At 65.2% G+C, this 22,257-nt stretch carries 22 protein-coding genes; 12 read left to right on the forward strand and 10 right to left on the reverse strand.

Annotated features, from left to right (window positions below):
* Positions 1-70: 70 nt before the first annotated feature.
* Positions 71-1,579, reverse strand: a complete 1,509-nt coding sequence (locus tag ACP150_RS16520) for a tetratricopeptide repeat protein (protein WP_424967770.1) — start codon at positions 1,577-1,579, stop codon at positions 71-73.
* A gap of 358 nt (positions 1,580-1,937) precedes the next feature.
* Here ACP150_RS16520 and ACP150_RS16525 point away from each other — a divergent pair, with 358 nt between their 5' ends.
* Entirely contained in the window at positions 1,938-2,120 is a 183-nt protein-coding gene (locus tag ACP150_RS16525; protein ID WP_424967771.1) for a hypothetical protein, read from the forward strand.
* 24 nt (positions 2,121-2,144) lie between these two features.
* On the opposite strand, the gene ACP150_RS16530 is transcribed toward ACP150_RS16525, so the two are convergent.
* The 4 genes from ACP150_RS16530 to ACP150_RS16545 are packed head-to-tail and all read right to left on the reverse strand — an operon-like array spanning position 2,145 to position 4,733.
* Positions 2,145-2,270, reverse strand: a complete 126-nt coding sequence (locus ACP150_RS16530; RefSeq protein ID WP_424967772.1) for a hypothetical protein — start codon at positions 2,268-2,270, stop codon at positions 2,145-2,147.
* Complete coding sequence (locus ACP150_RS16535; protein ID WP_424967773.1) at positions 2,267-2,515, reverse strand: hypothetical protein; 249 nt, start codon at positions 2,513-2,515, stop codon at positions 2,267-2,269. The genes ACP150_RS16530 and ACP150_RS16535 overlap by 4 nt, the downstream gene beginning before the upstream one ends.
* 7 nt (positions 2,516-2,522) lie before the next feature.
* Positions 2,523-4,040: an Asp-tRNA(Asn)/Glu-tRNA(Gln) amidotransferase subunit GatB gene (gene gatB / locus ACP150_RS16540; protein WP_424967774.1), complete on the reverse strand. Its 1,518-nt coding sequence runs from the start codon at positions 4,038-4,040 to the stop codon at positions 2,523-2,525.
* Between the two features lie 30 nt (positions 4,041-4,070).
* Entirely contained in the window at positions 4,071-4,733 is a 663-nt protein-coding gene (locus ACP150_RS16545) for a hypothetical protein (protein ID WP_424967775.1), read from the reverse strand.
* 161 nt (positions 4,734-4,894) lie between these two features.
* On the opposite strand from ACP150_RS16545, the gene ACP150_RS16550 reads away from it, so the two are divergent.
* The 10 genes from ACP150_RS16550 (at position 4,895) to ACP150_RS16595 (ending at position 14,684) form a co-directional block, all read left to right on the forward strand.
* Complete coding sequence (locus ACP150_RS16550) at positions 4,895-5,278, forward strand: hypothetical protein (RefSeq protein ID WP_424967776.1); 384 nt, start codon at positions 4,895-4,897, stop codon at positions 5,276-5,278.
* Positions 5,279-5,372: 94 nt separating this feature from the next.
* The gene (locus ACP150_RS16555) at positions 5,373-5,954 is read left to right on the forward strand and encodes a transglycosylase SLT domain-containing protein (RefSeq protein WP_424967777.1); all 582 of its coding nucleotides are present in this window, start codon (positions 5,373-5,375) and stop codon (positions 5,952-5,954) included.
* A gap of 94 nt (positions 5,955-6,048) precedes the next feature.
* Positions 6,049-7,185 carry an MHYT domain-containing protein gene (locus ACP150_RS16560; RefSeq protein ID WP_424967778.1) on the forward strand — a complete coding sequence of 379 codons (1,137 nt, stop codon included), beginning with the start codon at positions 6,049-6,051 and terminating at the stop codon, positions 7,183-7,185.
* A gap of 231 nt (positions 7,186-7,416) precedes the next feature.
* A complete protein-coding gene (locus ACP150_RS16565; protein WP_424967779.1) occupies positions 7,417-8,271 on the forward strand; it encodes an FAD binding domain-containing protein in 855 nt (284 codons plus the stop codon).
* Between the two features lie 11 nt (positions 8,272-8,282).
* Positions 8,283-8,777, forward strand: coding sequence for a (2Fe-2S)-binding protein (locus ACP150_RS16570; protein ID WP_424967780.1), 495 nt, complete (start codon positions 8,283-8,285; stop codon positions 8,775-8,777).
* Complete coding sequence (locus ACP150_RS16575) at positions 8,774-11,194, forward strand: aerobic carbon-monoxide dehydrogenase large subunit (RefSeq protein ID WP_424967782.1); 2,421 nt, start codon at positions 8,774-8,776, stop codon at positions 11,192-11,194. Before ACP150_RS16570 ends, ACP150_RS16575 begins: the two co-directional genes overlap by 4 nt.
* A gap of 64 nt (positions 11,195-11,258) precedes the next feature.
* On the forward strand, positions 11,259-12,137 hold the full coding sequence (locus tag ACP150_RS16580) for an AAA family ATPase (protein ID WP_424967783.1): 879 nt from the start codon (positions 11,259-11,261) through the stop codon (positions 12,135-12,137).
* Positions 12,134-13,309 (forward strand): vWA domain-containing protein, encoded by a 1,176-nt coding sequence (locus ACP150_RS16585; protein WP_424967784.1) that lies wholly within the window; start codon positions 12,134-12,136, stop codon positions 13,307-13,309. The genes ACP150_RS16580 and ACP150_RS16585 overlap by 4 nt, the downstream gene beginning before the upstream one ends.
* The gene (locus ACP150_RS16590) at positions 13,309-14,124 is read left to right on the forward strand and encodes an XdhC family protein (protein ID WP_424967785.1); all 816 of its coding nucleotides are present in this window, start codon (positions 13,309-13,311) and stop codon (positions 14,122-14,124) included. The genes ACP150_RS16585 and ACP150_RS16590 overlap by 1 nt, the downstream gene beginning before the upstream one ends.
* Positions 14,125-14,231: 107 nt before the next feature.
* Positions 14,232-14,684, forward strand: coding sequence for an SRPBCC family protein (locus tag ACP150_RS16595; RefSeq protein WP_424967915.1), 453 nt, complete (start codon positions 14,232-14,234; stop codon positions 14,682-14,684).
* 58 nt (positions 14,685-14,742) lie between these two features.
* Here the strand turns inward: ACP150_RS16595 and ACP150_RS16600 are convergent, their stop codons facing one another.
* The 5 genes from ACP150_RS16600 to ACP150_RS16620 form a co-directional block, all read right to left on the reverse strand.
* Positions 14,743-15,720, reverse strand: a complete 978-nt coding sequence (locus ACP150_RS16600) for a 2-dehydropantoate 2-reductase (RefSeq protein ID WP_424967786.1) — start codon at positions 15,718-15,720, stop codon at positions 14,743-14,745.
* Between the two features lie 113 nt (positions 15,721-15,833).
* A complete protein-coding gene (locus ACP150_RS16605) occupies positions 15,834-17,375 on the reverse strand; it encodes an acyl--CoA ligase (RefSeq protein ID WP_424967787.1) in 1,542 nt (513 codons plus the stop codon).
* A 119-nt stretch (positions 17,376-17,494) separates the two neighbouring features.
* On the reverse strand, positions 17,495-19,009 hold the full coding sequence (locus ACP150_RS16610) for a tripartite tricarboxylate transporter permease (RefSeq protein WP_424967788.1): 1,515 nt from the start codon (positions 19,007-19,009) through the stop codon (positions 17,495-17,497).
* A gap of 12 nt (positions 19,010-19,021) precedes the next feature.
* Positions 19,022-19,507 (reverse strand): tripartite tricarboxylate transporter TctB family protein, encoded by a 486-nt coding sequence (locus ACP150_RS16615; RefSeq protein WP_424967789.1) that lies wholly within the window; start codon positions 19,505-19,507, stop codon positions 19,022-19,024.
* A gap of 87 nt (positions 19,508-19,594) precedes the next feature.
* Complete coding sequence (locus tag ACP150_RS16620; protein ID WP_424967791.1) at positions 19,595-20,581, reverse strand: tripartite tricarboxylate transporter substrate binding protein; 987 nt, start codon at positions 20,579-20,581, stop codon at positions 19,595-19,597.
* 165 nt (positions 20,582-20,746) lie between these two features.
* On the opposite strand from ACP150_RS16620, the gene ACP150_RS16625 reads away from it, so the two are divergent.
* The gene (locus ACP150_RS16625; RefSeq protein ID WP_424967793.1) at positions 20,747-22,153 is read left to right on the forward strand and encodes a helix-turn-helix domain-containing protein; all 1,407 of its coding nucleotides are present in this window, start codon (positions 20,747-20,749) and stop codon (positions 22,151-22,153) included.
* Positions 22,154-22,257 lie beyond the last annotated feature (104 nt).

Here is a 22,257-nt window from a genome sequence, read left to right on the forward strand (position 1 = left end):
GTATATATATGACGACGGAAAGAGGCGGGCCCGAACGGGTGCCGCCTTTTTTCATGGGCGCGTCGGCGGTTCAGGGCAGGGCGTCCAAATCCGCGAGAATACCGTCGCGCAGCCGGGTCGCTTCGCCATGATTATAGGGCGTGTTCTCCGGAGAATAGACCGTGAGCGCGTGCTCCACATGTAAGAGTGCTGCCTCCAAGGCGCGCCGCGCGGTATCCCCCGAAAGCAGACGAGCCTGAGACCGTTGAGCATTTGACACATTCTCTGTCGTCATGGCCCAGTCGAGGGGGAGGGCATCTCGGGTGCGGACCTCCAACGCGGCCTCATAGGCTGCGATCGCGCGGGCGAGGGCGTCCGGGTCGTCCTCCTGCGCCCCGAGGGTCTGCATCGCATTGCCGAGATTGTTCTGTGTCATGGCCCAGTCGAAGGGGAGGGTATCGCGGGTGTGGACCTCCAACGCGGCCTCATAGGCGGTAATGGCGCGGGTGAGGGCGTCCGGGTCGTCCTGTCGCGCCCCGAGGGTTTGCAGGGCATTGCCGAGATTGTTCTGTGTCATGGCCCAGTCGAGGGGGAGGGTATCGCGGGTGCGGACCTCCAACGCGGCCTCATAGGCTGCGATCGCGCGGGTGAGGGCATCCGGGTCGTCCTGCCGCTCCCCGAGGATTGAGAGGGCATTGCCGAGGTTGTTTTGCGTCGTGGCCCAGTCGAGGGGGAGGGCATCGCGGGTGCGGACCTCCAACGCAGCTTCATAAGCGGCGATGGCGCGAATGAGGGCGTCCAGGTCGTCCTGCCGCTTCCCAAGGGTTCCCAAGGTATTGCCGAGATTGTTTTGCGCCGTAGCCCAGAGTCGCGGAAATTCATCACGTGTAAAAACTGTGAGGAGCTTTTCGAAGGTCTCGACTGCCGCAGCCAAAGGGCCAGGGGATTGCAGGCGCTCTCCGAGAATTCGCAGGGCAACAGCTTTGTTGCCCAAAGCCATACCCAGTTCTTCGTCGGTGGTCGCGCAATTGTAGAGGGTGTCCCCCAAGGCGATGGCGACCTCCAGATCGAAGGCGAGGCCCTTGTCACGGCCCATGTCCCGCCGCTGTCGGCGGATAGTATCGAGAGCGCCGTACAAGGCAGCCGGGTCCGGTGTCTCGAGCGAGACACGCTTGACCTCATAGGAGACCGCAAGATCTACATCGCGGGTCAGAACCGCTTGTGCGAGACCTTTGTCATAGAGCCGGGCGAGCCCGGCGGACGCGCGCTCTTCTTCCTCTTGCAGGGCGGCGGTGGCCGCCTCGACCTCCCCAGCGTCATTGAGGGCATCCACGCGGGCAATGATTTCTGTCAGCGCGTCGTCCACATTGCTAGGCAGCCGTCCTTTGGCGCGCGCGTCCGCGGCGACTTGCAATGCGTTGCGCAGGCCGGCCATCGCCGCATCGAACTCCGTCGGTGTGCCTTCGGCGTATTCATAGGCGAGGGCAATAACGAGGGCTTCGGAGAGCTTGAGTTGTTCCGCCAGTGCCGCGTTTTCTCGCAAGAGGTGCTCTGCGTTGGTCTCGACCTGCTCGTCGATGGCGGTTTTGAGTTGGCGCACCTGATCCCGGCTGATCGAGAGGGTTTCACAGATAGGCGTGTAGTTGCGCGGTTGAGGGCGATCTACGGTCCCAGATTCAAGTTCACGGATACGTCTTTCTTTTCCCTCGTGATCTTCGAGATCGGGAAAGGATTGTTCCGCCAGCTCCCGTTGCGTGAAGCCGCCCGCCTCTCTGCGCTCCTTGATCAGGGCACCGAGGCGTTTTCCGAATGAAGACACCAATTCCGCCTGTTTCCGCCTGTTGTTCCGCCGGAGGCCGCCTCACGTGGAAAAGGCAAAACCTGTCACTCTGATCCCATCGCGATGCCGGAGTAGCCCTCCGGTGGGATCCCGCTCAGCTTAACCGTGGAGAACGGCAATGAAAGAGTGGTTCGAAGATCAGGTGAGGAAAGTCTGCGGTGCCTTGTGGTGTCACCGGGCCGGGTATGTGGGATTGGCGCTGGCCTATGGTGCCGGATGTGCCGGGCTGTTGGACAAGGAAGCCGTATCGCAGGTGGTCACCGGCCTCTATGTTGCGCTCGCGTCGCAGAGGGGGCACTGACCAGACAACAAGGGGCGTCTCGGGTTACTCGGCGGCGTGTTGGCGGGCGAGTTGGGTGTCGAGTTTGCGCCGTTCGTGGCGCAGGACAAGTACGCCTCCGGCGGCGAGCGCCAGGGCGAGAACGGGTATGATGAATTCAAAGAGCGTCATGGATCGCGCGTCTCCTTCTTCAGATACCCTAGTATATAGTGCGAAACACCGTGCAATACCAGTCCGGCGAGCCCCCACCACAGGCTGGAGGCCGTCATGCCCGCCGCCGCTCCGGTCAGCGGGCGCAGGATGGCAAAGCCGATCAACCCCAGCGCCAGCGCGTTCATGAAGGTCGCAAAGAGCTTCACCCGCTCGTTATAGACCAGCACCGCGTCGCGGTCCGGGCGGGGGCGGCGCAGGCCCATGGGCGGGTTACTGCTGGCTCAGCTTGGCCGAGACGAGCTGGTTCACCGCCTTCGGGTTCGCCTTGCCGCCGGTGGCCTTCATGACCTGACCCACGAACCAGCCCGCGAGCTTGGGGTTCTCCTTGGCCTTGGCGACCTGGGCCGGGTTCGCGGCGATGATCTCGTCCACGGCGGCCTCGATGGCGCCGGTATCGGTGACCTGCTTCATGCCGCGCGCCTCGACGATCTCTGCCGGGTCGCCGCCTTCGGTATAGACGATCTCGAACAGGTCCTTGGCGATCTTGCCCGAAATCGCATCGGCTTTGATCAGCTTGATGATCCCGGCGAGTTGCGCTGGCGAGACAGGGCTGTCGGCGATGTCGTGGTCTTCTTTCTTCAACCGGCCAAAGAGCTCGTTGATGACCCAGTTGGCCGCCAGCTTGCCATCGCCCGCCTCACCGGCCACGGCCTCGAAATAGGCGGCATTGGTGGTGTCGGCGGTCAGCACGCTCGCATCGTAATCCGAAAGGCCGAAATCGCCCATGAAGCGGGCCTTCTTGGCGTCGGGCAGCTCGGGCAGGCCGGAGGCGATGTCATCGACCCAGCCCTGTTCGATCTCCAGCGGCAGCAGGTCAGGGTCGGGGAAGTAGCGATAGTCATGCGCCTCCTCCTTGGAGCGCATGGAGCGCGTCTCGCCCTTGTCCGGATCATAGAGCCGGGTCTCCTGGTCGACGCTGCCGCCATCCTCGATGATCGCGATCTGGCGGCGGGCCTCGTGGTCAATCGCCTGCTGGATGAAGCGCAGGGAGTTCATGTTCTTGATCTCGCAGCGCGTGCCGAGATGGCCGAAATCCTGCGTCGCCTGGTACTTCTCGTAATCGCCCGGACGGCAGACCGAGACATTCACATCCGCGCGCAGGTTGCCGTTTTGCATGTTGCCGTCGCAGGTTCCGAGATAGCGCATGATCTGGCGCAGTTTCGAGACATAGGCAGCGGCCTCTTCGGGGCCGCGAATGTCCGGGCGCGAGACAATCTCCATCAGGGCGACGCCCGTGCGGTTCAGGTCCACGAAGGACATATGCGGGTCCATATCGTGGATCGACTTGCCGGCATCCTGTTCCAGGTGAATACGTTCGATCCGCACCACGCGGGCCGTGCCATCGCCCAGCTCAACCAGCACTTCGCCTTCGCCCACGATCGGGTGGTAGAGCTGGCTGATCTGGTAGCCCTGGGGCAGGTCCGGGTAGAAATAGTTCTTGCGGTCAAAGGCCGAGCGCAGGTTGATCTCGGCCTTCAGGCCCAGGCCCGTGCGCACGGCCTGCGCCACGCATTCCTCGTTGATCACCGGCAGCATCCCCGGCATGCCCGCATCCACGAAGGCCACGTTCGAATTCGGCTCGGCCCCGAAGAGCGTCGAAGCGCCGGAGAACAGCTTGGCATTGGTCGCGACCTGGGCATGGACTTCGAGTCCGATCACCAGTTCCCAATCCTCCCGCGCGCCCGCGATGACCTTGGGTTTCGGGGTGTCATATGTGAGGTCGAGCATGGTCTGTCTCCGCCAGTGAACGCAGCGGTTTTAGGGGAGGCGCGAGGTCGGGGCAAGGCGCATTGCGCGGCCCCGGCTCTGCTTTCGCCGCGCGATCCGCGCCCCGCCGATCGGCGCCAGCGCCCCAAGCAGCAGCCCGCCACCAGCCGGCAGCGGCACGGTCGCGAGGGTGCCATTGATGGTGATCAGGGCGCGGGTGGCCGTACTGTCATTGCCCAGACCGAAATTGACGATCCCATCCCGGTTCACGGCCCGCAGGATATGATCGGCGCCATAGAGCGCGATCAGGTCCAGCTCGACCGTGAAACTGTCGAAATTCACAGGCCCGCCGAACGGGTTGGAGATGAACTTACCATCGAGGAACAGGCGATCCGTCGCCGGGACGTCGCCACCCGTCTTCGCATCGAGAACCAGCGTCGCGGACAGCACCTGACTAAGCTCGCCTCCGTTCAGTTGTGAAGTGAGGTCATAGGACCAGCTCGTGCTTTCGTCTGTCACATCATTCAGGCGGCTCGGACCCGGATTGCCCCCGATATCGCGGATCATGAAATCGCCATTGGTCGTGGTCTCGGCAATCACCTCTGCGGGGGCCGGATCGCCGATGGCCAGACCGGTCAGGGTGACCGGCGTGGCATGGGCAGCGCCAGCCAGCGCGGCGACAAAGACAAGGGAGATCAATGCGGGACGTTTCATACGGGGCACTCTCGTTAAGAACAAAATCGAGAAACCTTAACACAGCTTTGCCATGTCACCGCAGGAAATCACGGCGCCTCGCCCGATTGGGTCTCTAACACTGTGCTAACGCCGCCCCGGACAACCTTGCGCGCATTATGACAGCAAAAGGAGATTGGGTGATGACGTATTTTCAAACCTCACAAGGGCGGCTCGGGGCTCTGTGCGCCCTCCTGCTGGTCGGCTGGTTGGTGCCGGCACCTCTCGTGGCGCAGACAGAACCCCAATTGCGGCTGGAGCAGGGGGCCGAGCGGCCAAGGCTTTCCGGGCCACAATCCTTCGGCACGCAGGAGCGTCGTCAGCGCGCGGTCATGGATCTCGATTGCGGGAACAAGACCTACCGGCTCGACACGGGCAACGACACGGGCAGTTGCGGGGCCTATACGAACGAGGCGGGCGTGGTGGTCGTGACCTGCACCGACGGGACCGAGATCCTGGTGGAGGCGAATTGCGCCGGAGGCTGCGTGCAGGCCAGCGGCACGGGCTCCTGCACCATCAATCCCTGACCGCGCAGGCCGATCTTTGCCAAGCGGGCGCTTGCCTCTGGTCTTGTCTGCGGCGATGGGCGAGGCTGGCGCGATCTTTGCAAAGGACCGGACCATGCCTCGTTTCACGCGCCTTCTGGGCTTGATCGCCGTCTGTCTGGTCGCGGCCTGCGGCGGGCGGGCCGAACGCGGGGCACCGGACCTGCCGGTCACCCAATGGGATTTCCGCCCCGACGCAGAGGCGCTGACCGGGGCTGCCTTGGCGGCGCTGGCCACCCATGGCGCGGCGCTGCCTGCGGGGACGCCGGCGGATGTGCGCGACTGGTGTCCGGCCTATCTGCGCGCGGGACCCGAGGATCGGGCAGCATTCTGGACAGGGTTTCTCTCGGCGCTCGCGAAATACGAGAGCACGTGGAACCCGCAGGCCGTGGGTGGGGGCGGGCAGTGGTTCGGGCTGACGCAAATCTCGCCCGCCACGGCGCGGGGCTATGGCTGCCGGGCGACAACCGGCAATGCCCTGCTCGATGGTCCGGCGAACTTGTCCTGCGCGATCCGCATCATGGCAGTGACCGTGCCACGGGACGGGGTGATCGCCGCCGGGCGCGGGGGCGTCGCCGCCGATTGGGCGCCCCTTTTGAGCACGTCCAAACGCCAATCCATGCAGGCCTGGACCGCCGCGCAGCCCTATTGCCGGTAACTGTCCAGACGGCGTGACACCCTAATGTGATGGACGACGCGGGGCCTTGGGCCTATTTTATCCCCTGCACGGAGCAACTGGGGAGGGGAGCCGCGTGCTGGAAGTGTCCCATAACGAATGGCTCGTGGTCGCATCCCTTGCGGTGGCGCTCATGGCCGGGTTCACGGGCCTGTCGCTGACCAAGGGGGCCTCGGCGCTGCATGCGGGGCCGCGCAAGACCCGGGTGGCCATGGCTGCCGTCGCCTTGGGCGGGGGCATCTGGGCGATGCATTTCGTGGCCATGCTGGGACTGCAACTGCCGATCCTGTTCTATTACGACCCTCTCATCACCCTGATCTCGGCGCTGGTGGCGATCCTGATCGTGGGTGTGGCTCTGTTGATCCTGCATTTCCTGCCGCGCTCGCGCCAGACGATCACCCTGGCCGGGGTTTGCGTCGGGCTGGGCATTCCGGTGATGCATTATATCGGCATGTCCGGGATGCGCCTGTGCCAGCCGGATTATACCCTGCTCGGGCTGTTGGAGGCCGGGGCCGCCTCGATCCTGCTGGGGGTCGCGGCGATCTGGATCGCCTATGGCGAGCGGACCTATCGCAACATCCTGCTGGGGACGCTGTTCTTCGGGCTTGCGGTCTTCGCGGTGCATTTCGTGGCCATGTACGGCACGTCCTTCACGGCCATCGAAGGGGCCGATGCAGCGGGACCCCTGATCAGCAACGCGACGCTCGCCCTGATCGTGGCGGTGATCGCCTTCGTGATCTGCGGCGCGTTTTTACTGTCCAGTGTGACGCTCCTCCCGGCGGTGGAGGCACAGCAACGCGCAGCCGAGGCGCAGACCGACGACCCGGACCCCGCGCCAGAGCCCGACGCCCTGCCGGATCCCGAGCTCACACCGCAGATCAAGTCCGTGCCCTATGAGCTTGATGGAAAGACGTTTTTCATCGACAGCGGGGATGTCACCGCGATCCGGGCTGAGGGGCATTACACGATCCTCTATCGCGGGACGCAGAAGCTCTTCTGCCCGTGGTCGATCTCGGATGCGGAGGCGCGCCTGCCCCGGGGGCATTTCGTGCGCGCCCATCGCAGCTATCTTGTGAACCCGGCGCATGTCACCGGCTTCGAGCGCAAGAAAGACAATGGCGTGGTCTTCTTCGACGCGGCCGGGGCCCTTGAAAAGGTGCCTGTCAGCCGCTCGCGTCTGCAGGATGTGCGCCTCGCCCTGGGCCTCGTCTGAGCCGAACCGCGCCCCGGCCTGTCACCAAATGACCGAATTCGCGCGCCCCGCACTGGGGCTCTCGCCCCATGCGCGAACGGGTTCGCAACTCGTGCGCCATATGCGCAATTCGTGAAATCCGCCTCTCGATCCATGTGTCGGCGGTGGGTCTGCGGCAGGCGGTCGCACTAGCGTCGCAGGCCAAGGCAGATGGGCGCATGAGACGCCCCCGACCCAGAGGAGGACCCGAACATGATACCAGCGGGCTTTGAATATCACCGCCCTGCGGACCTCGAATCCGCGCTGCAGGTGCTGCAGACCCATGGAGACGAGGCGCGCTGCCTCGCCGGAGGGCACAGCCTGATCCCGATGATGAAACTGCGCATGGCCGCGGTGGAGCATCTTGTGGATCTGCAGGACATCGCCGAACTACGCGAGATTTCCGTCGAGGCGGGCCGGATCACCATTGGCGCGATGGTCACCCAGCATGCGCTGATCACCTCGGACGCGCTCAACGCTGGGGCACCGCTCCTGCGGGAGGCCGCCGAGCAGATCGCCGATCCGCAGGTGCGCTATATGGGGACCGTGGGCGGGAACGTCGCCAATGGTGATCCGGGCAATGACATGCCCGGCCTGATGCAGGCGCTGGATGCCACTTTCACCCTGCTGGGTCCGGACGGGTCCCGCGAGGTTGCGGCGCGGGAGTTCTTCGAAGGCGCCTATACGACCCTGCGCGAGGATGAGGAGATCCTGACCAAGATCGCCTTTGACGCTCATGCCAAGGGCTTTGCCTATGAAAAGCAGAAGCGGAAGATCGGCGATTACGCCACCGCTGCGGCAGCCGTTCTGATCGAGAAGGATGGCATGGTCGCGGGCAAGGTGGACATCGCCATGACCAATCTCAGCGATACACCGGTCTATTCCGAGGCCGCCGGGGCGGCGCTCAGCGGCACGTCCTGCGATGCAGAGGCCGTGAAGGCCGCCGTGACCGCCATGCTCACCGATATTGATCCGATGCCCGACAATCGCGGGCCGATCGAATTCAAACGCCACGTAGCAGGCGTGATCCTCGGTCGGGCGGTTGCCCGGGCGTGGTCGCGGGCCTGAGGGGGACAGACATGTCTGACAAGATGCACATCAAGATGACCGTGAACGGCAAAGCCGAGGAAATGCTGGCCGAGCCGCGCGAGCTGCTGATCTACGTGCTGCGCGAGCGGCTCAACATCACCGGCCCCCATGTGGGCTGCGAGACCTCCCATTGCGGGGCCTGCACGGTCGAGATGGACGGCAAGTCCGTCAAGGCCTGCACCGTGTTCGCGGCCCAGGCCAACGGGGCCGACATCACCACGGTGGAGGGGCTGGGCGATCCCGATGACCTCCACGTGTTGCAGCGGATGTTCAAGGAGCATCACGGGCTGCAATGCGGTTACTGCACGCCGGGCATGATCACCCGCGCGCACCGCCTGCTGCAGGAAAACCCGAACCCCACCGAGGCGGAGGTCCGTTTCGGCATGGCCGGGAACCTGTGCCGCTGCACCGGGTATCAGAACATCGTCAAATCCATCCTGGCCGCCGCGTCCGAGATGAACGCCGCGAAGGAGGCCGCAGAATGAATGACATGACACCTCCCACCCGCGAGGAGCGGGTCGAGAAGCTCAAGGGGCTCGGCTCCTCGCGCAAGCGGGTCGAGGATGCGCGCTTCACCCAGGGCAAGGGCAGCTATGTCGATGACGTGAAACTGCCCGGCATGTTGCATGGCGACTTCGTACGCTCCCCCTATGCCCATGCGCGGGTGGTCTCGATCAATACCGACGCGGCCATGGCGCTGCCCGGCGTGGTCGCGGTGCTGACCGCCAAGGATCTGGAGCCGCTGTCCCTGCACTGGATGCCGACGCTCGCGGGTGACAAGCAGATGGTGCTGGCCGATGGCAAGGTCCTGTTCCAAGGCCAAGAGGTCGCCTTTGTCGTGGCCGAGGACCGCTATATCGCCGCTGATGCGGTGGAGCTGGTCGAGGTCGAGTACGAAGAACTGCCGGTCCTCGTGGACCCGTTCGAGGCGCTGCAATCGGATGTGGTCCTGCGTGAGGATCTGGAGCCTGGTGCCGATGGTGCCCATGGCCCGCGCCGTCACCACAACCATATCTTCCTCTGGGAAGAGGGCGATAAGACCGCCACCGAGCAGGTGATCGACAGTGCCGAGGTCGTGGTCGAGGAGATGGTCTATTACCACCGCACGCATCCATGCCCGTTGGAGACCTGCGGGTCCGTGGCCAGCATGGACAAGGTCAACGGCAAGCTCACCCTCTGGGGCACGTTCCAGGCGCCCCATGTGGTCCGAACGGTCGCGAGCCTTCTGAGCGGGATCGAAGAGCACAATATTCGGGTCATCTCGCCGGATATCGGTGGGGGTTTCGGCAACAAGGTCGGTGTTTATCCGGGCTATGTCTGCTCCATCGTGGCTTCCATCGTGACGGGCAAGCCGGTGAAGTTCATCGAGGACCGGATGGACAACCTGATGGCCACGGCCTTTGCCCGGGATTACTGGATGAAGGGCAAGATTTCGGCCACGAAAGAGGGCAAGATCACCGGGCTCCATTGCCATGTGACGGCTGACCATGGCGCGTTCGATGCCTGCGCCGACCCCACCAAGTTCCCCGCCGGGTTCTTCCATATCTGCACCGGCTCCTATGACATTCCGGTCGCCTATGTGGGCGTGGACGGGGTCTATACAAACAAGGCCCCGGGGGGTGTCGCCTATCGCTGCTCCTTCCGGGTGACGGAGGCCGCGTACTTCATCGAGCGGATGATCGAAGTGCTGGCGATGGAGCTCGGTATGGACGCGGCAGAGCTGCGCCGGATCAACTTCATCAAGGCCGACCAATTCCCCTATCAGTCAGCGCTCGGATGGGAGTTCGACAGTGGCGACTACCATACCGCCTGGGACAAGGCCCTTGCAGCGGTCGATTACGACGGCCTGCGCAAGGAACAGGCCGAGCGGGTCGAGGCGTTCAAGCGCGGCGAGACCCGCAAGCTTCTGGGCATTGGCCTGACCCATTTCACCGAGATCGTCGGGGCGGGGCCGGTGAAGAACTGCGACATCCTCGGGATGGGCATGTTCGACAGTTGCGAGATCCGCATTCACCCCACGGGGTCCGCGGTCGCGCGGCTCGGCACGATCAGTCAGGGGCAGGGGCATGCCACGACCTTTGCGCAGATCCTCGCTACCGAGACCGGCTTGCCCGCAGACAGCATCACCATCGAAGAGGGCGATACGGACACGGCACCCTACGGGCTGGGCACCTATGGCTCGCGCTCGACCCCGGTCGCCGGGGCGGCCACGGCGCTGGCCGGGCGCAAGATCCGCGCCAAGGCGCAGATGATCGCGGCCTACCTGCTGGAGGTCCATGACAACGATGTGGAATGGGACGTGGACCGCTTTGTGGTCAAAGGCGCGCCGGAGCGGTTCAAGACGATCCAGGAGATCGCCTATGCCGCCTATAACCAGGCCATTCCGGGCGTCGAGCCGGGGCTGGAAGCGGTTAGCTACTATGACCCGCCCAACATGACCTATCCGTTCGGGGCCTATATCTGCGTCATGGAGATCGACGTGGACACCGGCGAGCACGAGATCCGGCAGTTCTATGCGCTGGATGATTGCGGCACGCGGATCAACCCGATGGTCATCGAGGGGCAGGTCCATGGCGGCCTGACCGAGGCGCTCGCCATCGCCATGGGCCAAGAGATTGCCTATGACGATATCGGCAACTGCAAGACCGGGACGCTGATGGATTTCTTCATCCCGACCGCGTGGGAGACGCCGAACTACACCACCGACTTCACCGAGACCCCCAGCCCGCATCACCCGATCGGGGCCAAGGGCGTGGGCGAGAGCCCGAATGTCGGCGGGGTGCCGGCCTTCTCGAACGCGGTGCATGATGCCTTCCGGGCCTTTGGGCTCCGGCAGAGCCACATGCCCCATGACCATTGGCGGATCTGGAAGACCGCCAACGATCTCGGCCTCCACGGCTGAGGAGCGAGGGGACGCGGGGGACGGTGTGCAAGGCGCCGGGCCCTCGCGGACCTTCGGATATGACATGACACATTGGACCGACTTGCAAAGGGCCATGGGGGAGACGGGCTATGTGGCCTCGGACGATCTCGCCATGGCCCTGCATATCGCCGGGCGTCTCGGGCGGCCTCTCCTGCTGGAGGGGGCGGCGGGCGTCGGCAAGACCGAGGTCGCGCGCGTGCTGGCCGCCGTGCAGGCCACGCGCCTGATCCGCCTGCAATGCTATGAGGGGCTGGATGCGGCCCATGCGATCTATGAGTGGAACTACCAGCGCCAGTTGCTGGCGATCCGGGCGGCGGCCGAGGACGGGGAGCGGGCCCGCGCCGCCGAGGCGCGCGTATTCTCGGAAGAGTTCCTGCTCGAACGTCCGCTTCTGGCCGCGATCCGGCAGGACAAGGCGCCGGTTCTGCTGATCGACGAGATCGACCGGGCGGATGAGGAGTTCGAGGCCTACCTGCTGGAGATCCTGTCGGAATACCAGATCACTGTGCCCGAGCTTGGCACCCTGAAGGCCGTCACGCGGCCTACGGTGATCCTGACCGCCAACGGCACGCGGGACCTGAGCGATGCGCTTCGGCGGCGCTGCGTCTACGCCTATGTGGACTATCCCAGCCGCGAGACGGAGCTTGCGATCCTCGTCGCGCGCTGTCCCGAGATCGCCGATCATCTGGCGGCGCAGATCGTCGGCTTTGTGCAATCGGTGCGGCGCGAAGATCTGGAAAAGAAGCCGGGCATCGCCGAGATGCTCGACTTCGCCGCCGCGCTGTCGGGGCTCGGGATCGCGGATCTGAACGACGATCCGCAGGTGCTGGGTGCGACGCTCGCGACCCTGCTCAAGACCCGGACCGACCGGGATGCACTGCCTCTCGAGGTGGCCCAGCGGCTGGCGGGCAAGGCGGCATGAGCCGCGTCACCCGCTTTGCCGCTCGCGATGCCGGCCCGGCGGCGCGCATGGCCGGGTTCATGGCCCATCTGCGCAGCCATGGCATGACGCTGGGCGTCGGTGCGGCCGAGCTTGGGCTCGAGGCGCTGGCCTGCGTTGATGCCACGCGCCCGGCTACGGCCCGGGCCGCCCTGCGCGCGGTCTGTGCAGGGTCGCAGGCCGAAGTGGCACAGTTTGACGGGCTCTTTGATGCCTATTGGCTCAATGGCGGGCGCGTGCGGGAAAAATCCGTGCCGAGCCCCAAGGCGCCCACGCCGCAAAACAGCTCTTCCGAGATCGCGGATGGCCCGCAGGGCGGACGCGGACGGGCCGAGAGCCCCGAGGACGGCGCAGGCGAGGCAGAGATGGACGGCGCGGGCAAGCTCATCGCCTCGCAGGTCCAGAACCTGATGAAAAAGGATCTGCGCGACGTGGTGTCGGCTGCGGATATCCGCGCGGCTGAGCGGGTGGCTGAACGGTTGGGTAAGGCGCTGCGCGATCGCCGGTCGCGGCGTCGCAAGGCCGCCACGCGCGGCCCCGGCATCGACTTTCGCCGCACGATCCGACGATCCCTGGCCGCGGGCGGCGAGCCCCTGCGCCTTGCGCGCCGCCGCCGTCCGGAGCGCCCGGTGAAGATCGCGGCACTCTGCGACGTCTCGGGCTCGATGACGGTCTATGCCCGGGTCTTTCTGGCTTTTCTCGCGGGGCTGATGCGGGCCGATCCCGCCTCGGATGCCTATCTCTTTCACACCCGTCTGGTGCGGATCACCGGCGCGCTGCGCGACGAGGATCCGATCCGCGCCCTGAACCGGCTCAGCCTGCTGGCCGATGGGTTCGGAGGCGGCTCGAAAATCGGCGCGGCGCTCGACACCTATGCCAGCACCTATGCGCGCCGTTTCGTGGATAACCGGACGGTCGTGCTGATCCTGTCCGATGGCTACGACACGGGCGAAACCGGCCAGACCGGGGCGGCGCTGGCGCGTCTGAAACGCCGGGGGTGCAAGATCATCTGGCTGAACCCCCTGAAATCTTGGCGGGATTACGCGCCGGTCTCGGGGGCGATGGCGGCGGCCATGCCGCATCTCGATCTCTTTGCCCCGGCGGCGACCCTTGCGGATCTGGCCGCACTTGAAACAGAACTGGGAGGGCTGTGATGGACGCTCTGGAACGCGAAATGGCCGGTCTGCGGGCCGAGGGCCGTGCCTTTGCGGTGGCCACGGTGGTCCGCACGCTCGAGGCGACCTCCGCCAAGCCCGGGGCCAAGGCGCTGGTCTCAGCCGAGGGCGAGATACTGGCGGGTTGGGTCGGCGGCGGCTGCATCCGCGGGGCCATCGGGCGCGCCGCGCGCGAGGCCGTGGCCGATGGCGAGACGCGGTTTTTGTCACTGCGCCCCGAAGAGATCCTCGAGGCTGAGGGCGTCGCCCCCGGCGAAGAACGCGCTGGCGTCCGGTTTGCCCGCAATGGCTGCCCTTCCAAGGGTTCGATGGATGTGTTCGTCGAGCCGGTCCTGCCGCGCCCGGTCCTGCAGATCTGCGGGGCGGGTCCCGTGGCGCGTGCGTTGGCCCGGCTCGGGGCCGGGTTCGATTTCGACCTCGCGCTTGCCGCGCCGGGCCTGTCGGCCGAGGAGGCGCCCGAGGGCGTGCGCCTCGCTGACAGCTATGCCTTTGATACGGGCGCGGATGCGGCGCGCTTTCTCGTGATCGCCACGCAAGGCAAGGGCGATGAGGCGGCCCTGCGTGCGGCCCTGGCCGCTGGGGGCAGCTATATCGCCTTTGTCGGTAGCCGCCGGAAATTCGCGACCCTGCGCGCCCGGCTCGAGGCTGACGGCCTCGCCTCCGCGCTGCTCGATCAGGTCAAGGCACCTGCCGGTCTCGACATCAAGGCGATCACCCCCGAGGAGATCGCCCTGTCGATCCTGGCCGAGATCGTCGCCGCCCGCCGCAGTCCCCAGCGGGAGGCGGGCGCATGAGGGCCCTGTTCCCGCGGCTGGTCGCCCGGCTCAAGCCCACCAAGGCCCAGGCCGATGTCCTGAGCCGCATCAAGTTTCCCTGTTGCTGAGAGGAGGACGCCATGTCCCTGAACCTGACCGATGAGATCGAGATCCCCGCACCGCGCGCGGCGGTCTATGCCGCCCTGAACGACCCGGAGATCCTCCGCGACTGCGTTCCCGGCTGCGAAGAGCTGATCCAGCATTCCGAGACCGAGCTCGAGGCGAAGGTCGTGCTCAAGATCGGGCCGGTCAAGGCGCGCTTCACCGGCCATGTCACCCTCGATCCCAGCGGCGCGCCGGAGCGGTTCTCGCTGGTGGGCGAGGGCTCCGGCGGGGCGGCGGGCTTTGCCAAGGGCGGCGCGGATGTGGTGCTGGAGGATCGCGGCGCGGCAACGCTTCTGAGCTACACGGCTAAAGCCGAGATCGGCGGCAAGCTTGCACAGCTGGGCTCCCGGCTCGTGGCGGCCACCGCGAAAAAGCTTTCGGCGAAATTCTTTGCCAGCTTCAAGGACAAGGTCGCCGAGACGGCCGACGCCTGAGCCCACTCACGGAATGCAGGCCCCTGAGGGCGCGCGGTCAGCGCGCCCTTTTTCGTGCCTAGTAGAGCCCGGCGGTCTTGCCGCGAAGGGCGACAAGGGCGAGCACCGTGTCGATGGTGGGCGTCGGCGTCTCGGTCAGACGGCCGAGCTCCTGAACCGAGCTCACCAGCGCGTCGATCTCCATCGGGCGGCCCTGATCGAGATCCTGCCACATGGAGGTCCGGTGCGCGCCCACGGCGGCCCCGCCATCGATACGCTTTTCCACATCGATCGGGAATTTTACGCCCAGCTTTTCGGCGATCTCCTGCGCCTCGAGCATCATGCCCTTGGCCACGGCCCGCGTGCCCGGATCGGTGCAGAGCACATCCAGCGTCGCATGGGTCAGGGCCGAGATCGGGTTGAAGGACAGGTTCCCCCAGAGCTTCACCCAGATCTCGTCGCGGATCCGCGGGCGCACGGGCGCCTTCAACCCCGCCGAGGACAGCGCCTTGGACAGCGCCATCGCCCGGTCCGAGCGTTCGCCCGATGGCTCCCCCAGCGAGAAGCGATTGCCCTCGATATGGTTGATCACACCGGGCTCGATCACCTCGGCCGCCGGGTAGACCACGCAGCCCAGCACCCGGTCCGGGCCGAACCCGTCCCATTGCGCGTTCCCCGGATCCACCGAGGCCAGCCGCGTCCCCTCCAGATCCGTGCCGATCTTGTGGAAATACCACCAGGGCACGCCGTTCACGCCGGACACGATCGTGGTCTCGGGCCCGATCAGGGGTTGCATCTTCGGCACGACCGGCGGCACCGAATGCGCCTTCAGCGTGACGATCACATAATCCTGCGGGCCCAGATCCTCGGGATTGTCCGAGGCAGTGACCGACACCGTGCTGCGCTGGTCGCCCTCTTCGATCAGGGTCAGCCCGTTCGCCTGCATCGCCGCCAGATGCGGCCCGCGCGCCACGAGGCTCACATCCGCGCCCGCTTGTGCCAGTTTCACGCCCATATAGCCGCCGATGGCCCCGGCGCCGAACACACAGATTTTCATGGAAGTCTCCCACGCCCGCCCGGTCGCGCGCGCTCTTCTTCATTGTTCCCAAAATACTCCCGCCGGAGGCGTCCCGCAGGGGCCACCGGCGACAGGGTCGGATCAGGCGCGGGTCAGGCGGCCTGCTCCACGAGGCCGAGCTTCTCCGCCATGCCGATCCGCTGGATCTTGCCCGTGGCACCCTTGGGCAGTTCCTCGAGCAGCACGACCTTGCGCGGCACCTTGAAATCCGCAAGGCGCGAGGCGGCAAAGTCGCGGATATCGCGCTCGGTCATCTCGGACCCGTCGGTCAGCACCACGGCGGCGGCAACCTCTTCGCCGAGCTTGGGATGGGGCAGGGCGAAGGTGACGACCTGCGCGATCTCCGCATGATCCAGCAGGATCGCGTCCACCTCCAGCGGAGACACCTTCTCGCCGCCGCGGTTGATGATCTCTTTCAGGCGCCCGGTCAGGGACAGATAGCCCTCGGCATCGAACGCGCCCTGATCGCCGGTCCGGAACCAGCGCGCGCCCTCGGCCTCGAAAAAGCTCTTGGCATTGGCGTCCGGGTTGCCCTCGTAGCCGGGGGTCACATTGGGCCCCGAGATCACGACCTCGCCAATCGTGCCATTGTCGATCAGCACATCATCGCTCTCATGGGCGATGCGCACGAGCGGCCCGGCGGGCACGCCGACCGAGCCGGCCTTCTGCGTGTCAAAACCCAGCGGGTTGGAACACATCTGATGGGTGGCCTCGGTCATGCCGTAACCCTCGATCACCGGCGCGCCGAATGTCTTTTGCAGCTCGGCCATCACGGGCGGCGGCAGGGAGGCCGAGGACGAGCGCAAGAAGCGCAGATTGGCCCCGGCGATGATCTCGGCATTGCGGCCCGCGCGGCTCAGGATCGCCTGATGCATGGTCGGCACGGCGGTGTACCAGCTGGGCTTGCAGGTCTCGAGCTGACCAAAGAAGGCCAGCGCGTTGAAGCCCGGCGTGCACCAGATCGACGCCCCGGCCTCGAGCGAGGCAGACACGGCCGCAATCAGCCCGTGGATATGAAAGAGTGGCATGACATTCATGCAGCGATCCGCCGGGGTCAGCTCCAGCGAGGTTCGGATATTGGCCGCCGAGGCCGCCACATTCGACTGCAGGAGCGGCACGATCTTGGGGCGCGAAGTCGTGCCCGAAGTGTGCAGGATCAGGGCCACGTCATCCGGGGTCGGCGCGGCGGTATCCGCGGTCCCGGCGCTGCCCTCGGGGGTCAGCGTGAAGGTGCCCGCGGGCTCAGCCGCGTCAAAGGCCAGACGGATCACCGTTAGGTTCGAGCTCCGCGCGGCAGCCAGGGCGGGGCCGTCATAGCCCTCGGCCAGAACAATCGCCTTGGCGCTCAGATCGCTCAGGTAGAACTCGTATTCTTCCTGCCGGTAGCCCGGATTCAGCGGGGCCGTTGTCGCGGTCTGGGCAATGGTGACAAAGGCCGAGGCCATCTCGGGCCCGTTGGGCAGCACGATGGCCACCCGGTCGCCCCGTCCCACACCCGCCGCATGCAGCGCATCGCGCGTCGCGGCGCTCTGGGCGCGCAGCCCGCCATAGCTCAGCCAGTCCCGCTCGGGTGCGCCAATGGCGGGCGCATCCTCCGCATGGGTTGCGATCAGCTCAGAAACCGTCTGTGCCATGAAAAGTCCCCTCGTCTTTCTTCTTCGTCTCGGTCGCGCGTGCCGGCGGTTGCTCCGGTCCTCATACGCGCGACGGGTCTGCGGGGCCCGCTCCCGTGGGCCCCAGGGTCCGCCCGGCGTTACTCCGCCGGGACCTGCTTCTTGCCGGGCTTTTTCACATACTTCAGCAGCGGAAGCAGGAAGAAAACCAGCGCCAGAACCATGAATGTAGCCGACAGCGGGCGCTCGACAAATGCAAACACATTGCCTTGCTCCATCACCAGCGTCTGACGGAAGCTTTTCTCCATCAGCGGGCCGAGGACGAGGGCCAGTACCAGCGGCGCGAGCGGGTAATCCGCCTTGCGCAGGACATAGCCTGCAATGCCGAAGGCCGCGATCAGCCAGACGTCGTGGATCTTCTGGCTCGGGGCGAAACCGCCCACGATGCACAGGACGATGACCACCGAACAGAGCACGGTGAAGGGCATCCGCAACGCCCAGACAAAGAGCGGGATCAGCGCAAGGTTGATGAGCACCGCCGCCACATTGGCCGTGTAAAGCGAGCTGATCATGCCCCAGACGAAGTCCGGCTGCTCGATGAACAGCATCGGGCCGGGCACCAGGCCCCACATCACCATGCCGCCCAGCAGGAGGGCCGTGGTCGGCGAGCCCGGGATGCCCAGGGTCAGCATCGGCAAGAGGGATCCGGTTGAGGCGGCGTTATTGGCGGTTTCCGGGGCGGCGACGCCCTCAATCTCGCCCTTGCCGAAATTCTCGGACTTCTTGGAGGTCGTGCGCGCGATGCCGTACGCCATCAACGCGGCCGGTGTCGCTCCTGCGGCTGGCAGCATCCCGACGAAGAAGCCGAGGAACGAGCCCATGGACATGGTTTTCCACAGCTGGTTCATCCGGCGCATTCCGGCGCGCAGTTCGGAAAAGGTAATCTTGGCTGCCGTCACGGTGGGCGAGGATTTCGAGGTCTCGATCGTGTAGAGAATCTCGCCGATCCCGTAGACCCCGATGGCCAGCACCAGGAACGAGATCCCGGAATAGAAGCCCGGCATATCCCCGAAGATCAGCCGCGGTTGCCCTGAGATCAGGTCCAGGCCAACCGTGCTGAGCACGAGGCCGAGACAGATCATCACGATGGTCTTGAGTGCGTCATCGCCACCCAGACCCACAAAGGTCGTGAAGGCCAGAAGGACAAGCGCGAATTCCTCAGCTGGTCCGAAGGCGAGGGCGAGATCCGCAAGCGGGATGGCGAAGGCGGTGAAGAGGATGACCGAGATCGTCCCGCCCACAAAAGACGCGACAGCCGCCGCGATGAGCGCGAGGCCAGCCTCGCCCTTTTGCGCCATGGGTCGGCCATCAAAGGTGGTCGCGACCGCGGTCGAGGCGCCGGGAATGCCCAGCAGGATCGAGCTGACCGCGCCGCCATACATCGCGCCGTAGTAGATGGCGCAGAGCAGAATGATCGCCGAGGCGGGGGGCACGACAAAGGTCAGGGGCAGCACGATTGCCACCCCGTTGACCGATCCCAGTCCGGGCATTGCGCCAATGAACAGGCCAACGGTCACGCCGATGATGACGATGAACAGGTTGAGCGGGCTCAGGGATGTTGCGAACCCTTCGGCCAGTAGAGCAAAGATATCCATGTCCGGTTTCCTTTAGAAAAACGCGGCGTAGAGCGGCAGGAACAACGGTTCTGTCACGCCCTTGGGCAGCAGGATTTTCAGGGTCACTTCGAAAAAGAAGAAGAGAAACACGGGCACGGACAGCGTCAGGATCGCCGTGAGTTTCCAGCCATGACCGCCATAGATGCGCAGATACCAAATCATGAAGAGCGGGATCGCCACATAGGCGCCGACAACCGGCAGGAGCGCGATCGTCACCACAAGGGAGATCGACACGGCCAGAACCGCCCGGCGCGTTTCGGGGTCGAAAAAGGGCTCTTCGGGCGCCTCGCTGCGCAAGGATCGCAACAGGATCGCGGCCGATGTCAGCAGCATGATACCGGACAGCCAGAACGGAAATGCGCCGCCTCCCGGGCCTTCATACTCGACCCAGCCAATGGGCAGCACCAATGCGTGGATCATGAAATATCCCGACAGACCCATCAGGGCCATCGCGATCAGGCTTTCGGCTTTCAGCATACCCCAACCCCTTGTGAATGCTTGTTCTTATATGCAAGCGCGGGCCGCCTTCCGGGGCCGCCCGCGCTCTGTCCGGCGTAGGGGATCTTACGAGCCGGTTTCACCTGCCATTTCCTTGAGGATCGCAGCGTGCTTCTCGCGCTCCTCGAGGAAATAGGCCTGCAATTCATCCCCGGTGAGGAAGTCCGACATCAGGGCCTTCTCCTCGGTGTAGGTCTGCCATTCCTCGGTCTGAGCGAGGCCCTCGAACATGGCGGTGTAATAGGCCACGGCCTCGGCGGGCATGTCCTTGGGACCGACGAAGGAGCGCTGCATCCAGTAGACGATGTCATGGCCAAGCTCGGTCGCGGTGGGCACGTCGGGGAAGACGGCCAGACGCTCGGGCGTGAAGGCAGCGATTGGGCGGACCTTGCCCGCTTTCCAGAAGCCCATCTGCTCGGACGGGTTGTTCACGGTCGCATCGATATGGCCACCGACCAGGTTCTTGGCCACGGTGCCGCCCCCTTTGAAGGGCACATAGGTGTGCTTGATGCCGAACTCTTTCTCGAGCATCGCGGTCACGAGGCTGTCTTCCTGCCCGGTGCCGGTGCCGCCCATCTTCCAGGTGCCGCCAGCGTCCTTCACCGCGGCCACATAATCGTCGAGCGTCTGGATGTCGCTATCGGCATTGACCCAGAGCACGAAGGTGTCGAGCGCCATGCGCGCCAACGGGGTGTACTCGGCGATATCCACGCCGATATCCGTGCGGATCGGGGTGGTGTAGTAGCTGTTCAGGGTGGCCATGATGACATGGGCGTCGCCCGGCTTGTCCTTGAGGTAGCGCAGGGCCTCGGCGCCGGAGCCGCCGCCCTTGTTCACGGGCAGCACGGGCATGGAGGCCAGGTTTTCCTTTTGGATGATCGACTGGAACAGACGTGCGAGACGGTCCGCGCCGCCGCCCTGACCGGCCATGATGACCATCTCGATCGGCTTGTTGGGCTTCCAGTCGTCGTCGGCCATGGCGGGGGCGGCGAGGGATGTCGCGGCGGCGGCGGCGACGGCCATTGCGGCGCGGCGGGTAAAGTTGAGTGTCATATGGTGTCCTCCCTGATGACCTTTGAGCGACCCTTTCGGGCCGCGCCCCGTGCTGGGCGTGAGGTGCAACATGGAGCGGCGTTCCGCAGATTTCACTGGATTTCGGGTTGGCGTGTTATATGTCTGAGCAACAGAGACGAAACTTGTAATGTTGTAAGGTTCGGCATGCGCAAGACCCTTGTGGGCCCCCGGCTGCGGGCGCTGCGGCGCGAGCGCAAGCAGACACAGGCAGAGATGGCCCAGGCCCTCGGTGTCTCCGCGGCCTATGTGAACCTTCTGGAGAACAACCAGCGCTCGCTCTCGGTGCAGATGCTCATGGCGCTGACCGAGACCTACAACGTGGATTGGCGCGATCTGGTCAAGGATGACGCGGCCACCCAGCTGACGGATCTGCGCCATGCCATGCAGGACCCGGTGTTTGACGATGCGGCTCCGGATCTGACGGAACTGCGTGCGGCGCTGGATCATGCGCCCAAGCTGGTGGCGCGGTTCCTGCAGCTTCACCAGTCTCATCGCGCGACGCTGGAGAAGGTGATGCGCATGGGCTCTGACGGCGGGCTGCCCGATCTGGTGGCGACCTCGCCCGAGACCATTATCCACGACTTTTTTCGCAATCATCGCAACCACTTCGACGAGCTGGAATGCGCCGCCGAGGCCGTGCGTGCAGCCATGCCCGGCGGGCCGGATGACATCTATTCCGACCTCAAGGACCGGCTCAGCCGCCAGCATGGGATCACCGTCACGCTGGAGCGGATCCACGACATGCCCGACAGCCTGCGGGTCTATGACGAGGCGGCGAGGCGCCTGCGCTTGTCCGAGGCGCTCGATCATCCCAACCGGATTTTCCAGCTCGCCCATGTGCTGGGCCTCGTGGAATTTCCCGAGATTTTCGACAGCCTGACGGCGGGGGCAGGGCTCTCGGAGAAGTCTGGTCTGGCGCGCTGTCGGGTGGAGTTGGCGAACTATTTCGCGGCCGCCGTGCTGATGCCCTATGAGCCGATCCTCGAGCTGGCGGAGCGCACGCGGTATGATGTGGACCGGATCGCGGCGGCGTTTTCCGTGGCCTTCGAGCAGGTCTGTCACCGGCTCACCACCTTGCAGCGGGACGGGGCCAAAGGGGTGCCGTTTTTCTTCATGCGGATCGACAAGGCGGGAAATGTTACGAAGCGATTCAACTCCACGTCGTTTCACTTGGCGGAGTATGGCGGGGCCTGTCCGGTGTGGAACATCCACAACACCTTCACCTCGCCCGGTGTGATCCTGCCGCAATTCGTGGAACTGCCCGATGGGGAGCAGTTCTTCACCATCAGCCGGACCACGGATCGCCCGGTGTTCAGCCGCGACACCCAGGAGCGCCGACTGGCGGTGGCGCTGGGATGCGAGCTGAGCCATGCGGAGCGGATCGGCTATGCCGCGCCCTATCGGCTGAGCGACACCAAGCTTTTCGGCAAGATCGGGATCAATTGTCAGATGTGCCCGCGCCAGAGCTGCTCGCAGCGGGCGCATCAGCCGCTGCACATGGATCTGCCGCTGGACACCAACCGGCGTGGCAACACCCGCTACGAGAGCTGATCGGTCTGAGGGGATTGGCGGCTTGGCTCGGGAGGTTTTGCGCCGCGCTACGCGCGTCGCCCGGGGCGAGAGGGGCCAGCCCCTCTCGCGCTCTCCCCGGGATA

The sequence above is a fragment of the Dinoroseobacter sp. S375 genome (genome assembly GCF_049800775.1).
GTDB lineage: Bacteria > Pseudomonadota > Alphaproteobacteria > Rhodobacterales > Rhodobacteraceae > Dinoroseobacter.

Bases quoted from the DNA above. Each gene is read 5' to 3' on its own strand.
- ACP150_RS16525 (WP_424967771.1), top strand. From the start codon at position 1,938: ATGAAAGAGTGGTTCGAAGATCAGGTGAGGAAAGTCTGCGGTGCCTTG.
- ACP150_RS16530 (WP_424967772.1), bottom strand. From the start codon at position 2,270: ATGACGCTCTTTGAATTCATCATACCCGTTCTCGCCCTGGCGCTCGCC.
- ACP150_RS16535 (WP_424967773.1), bottom strand. From the start codon at position 2,515: ATGGGCCTGCGCCGCCCCCGCCCGGACCGCGACGCGGTGCTGGTCTAT.
- gatB (WP_424967774.1), bottom strand. From the start codon at position 4,040: ATGCTCGACCTCACATATGACACCCCGAAACCCAAGGTCATCGCGGGC.
- ACP150_RS16545 (WP_424967775.1), bottom strand. From the start codon at position 4,733: ATGAAACGTCCCGCATTGATCTCCCTTGTCTTTGTCGCCGCGCTGGCT.
- ACP150_RS16550 (WP_424967776.1), top strand. From the start codon at position 4,895: ATGACGTATTTTCAAACCTCACAAGGGCGGCTCGGGGCTCTGTGCGCC.
- ACP150_RS16555 (WP_424967777.1), top strand. From the start codon at position 5,373: ATGCCTCGTTTCACGCGCCTTCTGGGCTTGATCGCCGTCTGTCTGGTC.
- ACP150_RS16565 (WP_424967779.1), top strand. From the start codon at position 7,417: ATGATACCAGCGGGCTTTGAATATCACCGCCCTGCGGACCTCGAATCC.
- ACP150_RS16570 (WP_424967780.1), top strand. From the start codon at position 8,283: ATGTCTGACAAGATGCACATCAAGATGACCGTGAACGGCAAAGCCGAG.
- ACP150_RS16575 (WP_424967782.1), top strand. From the start codon at position 8,774: ATGAATGACATGACACCTCCCACCCGCGAGGAGCGGGTCGAGAAGCTC.
- ACP150_RS16580 (WP_424967783.1), top strand. From the start codon at position 11,259: ATGACACATTGGACCGACTTGCAAAGGGCCATGGGGGAGACGGGCTAT.
- ACP150_RS16585 (WP_424967784.1), top strand. From the start codon at position 12,134: ATGAGCCGCGTCACCCGCTTTGCCGCTCGCGATGCCGGCCCGGCGGCG.
- ACP150_RS16590 (WP_424967785.1), top strand. From the start codon at position 13,309: ATGGACGCTCTGGAACGCGAAATGGCCGGTCTGCGGGCCGAGGGCCGT.
- ACP150_RS16600 (WP_424967786.1), bottom strand. From the start codon at position 15,720: ATGAAAATCTGTGTGTTCGGCGCCGGGGCCATCGGCGGCTATATGGGC.
- ACP150_RS16605 (WP_424967787.1), bottom strand. From the start codon at position 17,375: ATGGCACAGACGGTTTCTGAGCTGATCGCAACCCATGCGGAGGATGCG.
- ACP150_RS16610 (WP_424967788.1), bottom strand. From the start codon at position 19,009: ATGGATATCTTTGCTCTACTGGCCGAAGGGTTCGCAACATCCCTGAGC.
- ACP150_RS16615 (WP_424967789.1), bottom strand. From the start codon at position 19,507: ATGCTGAAAGCCGAAAGCCTGATCGCGATGGCCCTGATGGGTCTGTCG.
- ACP150_RS16620 (WP_424967791.1), bottom strand. From the start codon at position 20,581: ATGACACTCAACTTTACCCGCCGCGCCGCAATGGCCGTCGCCGCCGCC.
- ACP150_RS16625 (WP_424967793.1), top strand. From the start codon at position 20,747: ATGCGCAAGACCCTTGTGGGCCCCCGGCTGCGGGCGCTGCGGCGCGAG.